Consider the following 4,338-nt stretch of genomic DNA (forward strand, 5'->3'; position numbering starts at 1 on the left):
CTGGCGGAGTTTGTCAAGCAAGTTTTTCGTTTCTGCGGGCTACTACCCTTTCTTGGTGGACTAAAATCACAACAGCTGCAGAACCTAAATTGCTTCATACTACACCTTTCCCCTTTCCCCTGAAACTAAAATCTATATACTTAACTTTAGAAACTTTAAAATAAGATGCGATCTAATATTAGGCAGTTATTTTACTATATAAAGCCTAATCTATCCTATTTTGTCATAGCTTTTATTGCGGTTTTATTTTCAGCCTTAACGATCCTCCTCTTCGGCAGAGGCTTAAGCAATATAATTGATTCTGGCACAGAGCACGATTTTACTACCAAACTATTAGTTGCAATACTTATAGTTTTAGCCATTTCTCTCACTGCATTTACTCGGTTATATTTCATTGGCATTGGCAGCGAGAAAGTTATCGCGAGAACCAGATATGACTTATATAGCAGTATCACTAACTTGCAACCAAGTTTCTTTGAGAACACAGGCGTACAAGATGTTATCTCAGCGTTAATTACTGATACCTCTGTCCTGCAATCAATAATAAACAGCAGCTTACTAACCATACTACGAAATTTTGTGATTCTGATTGGCAGTGTTGCTATGTTATTATATACAAATATACAACTAACTGCGTATGCAGCCGCAATAATACCTATACTACTCATTATCATGACCTCACTTGGAAAAAAAGTGCGTAGCTATGCACGCTTTGCTCAGGATAAATTAAGTGAGCTTGCGTCATTTAGTGAGGAAAATTTTAGATCTATAGTGACTATCAAATCGTTTGTACTCGAGGAAAACGAAAAAATCCGTTTTAAGGAACATTTAAACTCAGTATCAAAATCATACGTAAAATTAGTACTCTTGCGTGCTATTTTAGTAACTCTAGTTATCACGTGTGTGATAGGTTCACTAGTTGTTTTGCTCTTTTTTGGTATTAAAGAAGTCTTAAGCAATAATATAACTATTGGAGAACTCTCCTCATTTGTGTTTTATTCAGCGCTCGCAGCAGGAGCTATAAATAATTTGAGCGATAATATCAGTGATTTACAACGAGGTCTTGGAATAGTAGAGCGTTTATTTGAATTTAAAAATATGAAAAGCTCTATAGCAGATCCCGATGATCCTATAAAAATTTGTAGTGTTCAAAAGGGAATTTCGTTTAATGGCGTAACATTTTTTTATGAATCTCAGTCTGATAAGCCAGCGTTAAATAACGTATCATTTTCTATAGAGGCAGGTCAAGCAGTATCAATTGTTGGACCATCTGGCAGTGGTAAAAGCACCATTTTAAAGCTTCTGCTCCGTTTTCATGATCCAAACAAAGGTAGCATTACTATCGATGGGCACAATATTAAGTCAATTGCGCTAAATGACCTCAGATCGTTGTTTGGCCTAGTGCCACAAGATCACATGATATTTTCTTGCTCAATAATGGAAAATATACTATATGGCAAACCAGGTGCCGAATATGAGGAAGTGAGGCAAGCAGCCATCAGCGCTTATGCGATGGAATTTATTGATAAGCTGCCTGATAAATTTGATACATTTGTAGGAAAAAGAGGATTAAAACTTTCTGAAGGACAAAAACAACGTATTGTAATAGCAAGGGCCATACTCAACAATCCTCAGGTTTTAATACTGGATGAAGCAACCTCTGCCCTTGATTACAAAAGTGAGAACCTCGTGCAAAAAGCATTGAGCAAGTTAATGCAAAACAGAACAACAATCGTAATTACACACAGGCTATCAACCGCACTCAAGACTGACAAGATTATAGTAATTAATCATGGAAAAGTAGAAGAAGTAGGAACTCATGACTCTCTAATGAGTAAAGACGGGCTGTATGCAAAACTGGCGAAGATACAGTGGAATTGAAAGAAAATTTAAATCATACCGTTAGTTGATATGCTAGATTTATAATTAAAATTATTAAATTTTTAATTTTATTATTTTATAATGGTTCCATAGTTATCCGAAATTTCGTGATCTGTAGTTTCTTTCATTCACGTTATATTCATAGCTTGTTCTATCTTAATGTAATTCCAATTTTGACTGTATAGGAGGTCTCTATGTTAAAACATAACTATAGTGATAAAATCAATAATCGCTATTCATATACTAACAAATTTTCTTATAGTGATGAGGGTGTAGACGAGACGATCAAGGATAAAATCACAACTGAAGATCAGGTAGTAACTGATGATGTTGAAGAGCCTGATGCTGGTAATGATGGTTACAGCGAAGGTATGGCTTTCTCTTACCATGGTTACGGCAACGACTTAATATAAACTCTGATCCAGGAAGATAAAATAGTTAAGATAAACCTTCAACTAGTCCCACTTATTCACTATATTGCTATAGATTTTATAGCAATATAGTGAATGAACATTTTTAAGCAGATTTCCTCTCTAATCTTTAGTAAATTGAATGATTTGAAACAAAGGGGTGTTATAAGCACAAGTGCAGCAAACTTTATCATAGAGCCTCCAAGCAATAGAGTCCATGGAGACATTTACACAAATGTTGCTATGGTGCTTGCAAAGCATGAAAAGAAGAATCCCATTGAAATTGCGGAGGTTTTAGCCAAAGAATTTGAACTTTTTGATGAAGTTGCAAAAGTGGAAATAGCAGGCTCTGGTTTCATCAACATGCACTTAAAAATAGAAGTGTGGCATGGAATTTTAAAACAAATAAATGAGCTAAAAACAGAGTTTGGCACCCTAGATATAGGGAACAATCAGGCCATCAATGTTGAATTTGTATCTGCAAATCCAACTGGTCCACTGCATATTGGTCATGCAAGAGGGGCAGTATTTGGTGACGTTCTGGCAAATTTATTGAAAAAAGTTGGTTATAAAGTTACTAAGGAATACTATATTAATGATGCTGGAGCACAGATAGATACGCTAATTCGGTCAGTGTATTTGCGATATAAAGAAGCTCTGGGAGAAAAAATTAGTGTTGAAAAAGGTTTATACCCAGGTGAATATTTAAAACCGATAGGGGAGGGGCTGGCCAAAAAATATGGCGCAGAGCTTCTAGAAAAGCGAGATAATCAAGTGATTAGAGACTATACTTTAAGTTCTATCTTAGAAATTATAAAGGAAGACATGAACTCACTTGGAGTAAATCATGATGTTTTTACTTCAGAGTATGAGCTACAAAAAAGTGGCAAAATTGAAGAGAGTATAAAGATATTGTCTGACAAGGGTCTAGTGTATGAAGGGTACCTGGAGAAACCAAAAGGCAAAGAAAGTGAAAATTGGACTTCCAGAAAAGAGATGCTATTTCGCTCTACAAAATTTGGTGATGACGTTGACCGTGCATTGAAGAAAGAGGACGGCAGTTGGACTTATTTTGCCTCGGATATCGCTTACCATTTTGATAAGATATCGCGTGGTTTTAACAATATGATCGTAGAGCTTGGTAGTGACCACGGCGGTTATGTCAAAAGACTCAAAGCAGTCGTCTCTGCGCTCAGTGATGATCAAGCAAAAATAGAGGTAAAACTGCATAATATTGTGAATTTTTTCGAGAACGGCAAACCTGTTAAGATGTCCAAAAGATCAGGAAATTTCCTAACAGCAAGAGATGTAGTGGAAGAAGTTGGTAGGGACATAACTCGTTTTATAATGCTAACACGCAAGAATGATATGGTCTTGGACTTTGATTTTGCTAAAGTTAAAGAACAGTCAAAAGACAACCCTATTTTTTACGTGCAATATGCGCATGCTCGTGCTCATTCGTTAATGCGTAATGCTCCAAAAGAGCTCCCAACAGCAGATCCTTCACTTTTAAGGACAGGTGGAGAGCTCTTCCTCATAAAAACCTTAGCAAAGTGGCCAGATGTGGTAGAAATTGCAGCAAGGCTTTGTGAGCCACACAGAATTACTTTCTACTTACTTGAAGTTGCAGAAGCGTTTCACGTTTTATGGGGGTATGGCAAGAGTGATTTAAACATGCGTTTCATACTGGAAGACAACTTAAACCTCACCGCTGCAAGAATGTTTCTCGTGCAGGCCTTAGCACACGTCATTGCTTCTGGACTTTCTATCTTCAATATAGAGCCTTTGGAAGAGATGAGTTGAATTTTTTATGCAAGATTGTTTTTTCAACGAATAGAGAAGTTGACAAAATTAAGTAAAAATGTTATGGTTTATAGTAGTATTCTCTGGTTAATATATGGCTCACAGTCAAAAAAAGCTCAATGTTAATGTAAGTTTTGACAGTAAATTGGCTCAGTATCTTACAGAAATGGCAGAGACTCAAAATAAAACTATTCCTGAAGTTTTAGTAGATTTAGTGGAAGAAGAGTTCGAAGAAGATGTAGAG

At 36.2% G+C, this 4,338-nt stretch carries 3 protein-coding genes; all 3 read left to right on the forward strand.

The window, feature by feature from the left end; genetic code table 11:
• Window positions 1–165 precede the first annotated feature (165 nt).
• The 3 genes from WGMM_RS02440 to argS all read left to right on the forward strand — a co-directional run bounded on the left by WGMM_RS02440 (window position 166) and on the right by argS (window position 4,094).
• Window positions 166–1,881, forward strand: a complete 1,716-nt coding sequence (locus tag WGMM_RS02440) for an ABC transporter ATP-binding protein (RefSeq protein WP_038249527.1) — start codon at window positions 166–168, stop codon at window positions 1,879–1,881.
• Between the two features lie 194 nt (window positions 1,882–2,075).
• The gene (locus tag WGMM_RS02445) at window positions 2,076–2,294 is read left to right on the forward strand and encodes a hypothetical protein (protein ID WP_010962563.1); all 219 of its coding nucleotides are present in this window, start codon (window positions 2,076–2,078) and stop codon (window positions 2,292–2,294) included.
• Between the two features lie 93 nt (window positions 2,295–2,387).
• Entirely contained in the window at window positions 2,388–4,094 is a 1,707-nt protein-coding gene (gene argS, locus WGMM_RS02450; protein WP_038249534.1) for an arginine--tRNA ligase, read from the forward strand.
• Window positions 4,095–4,338: the final 244 nt, after the last annotated feature.

Origin of the sequence: Wolbachia endosymbiont of Glossina morsitans morsitans (assembly GCF_000689175.1) — a bacterium.
GTDB lineage: Bacteria > Pseudomonadota > Alphaproteobacteria > Rickettsiales > Anaplasmataceae > Wolbachia > Wolbachia pipientis.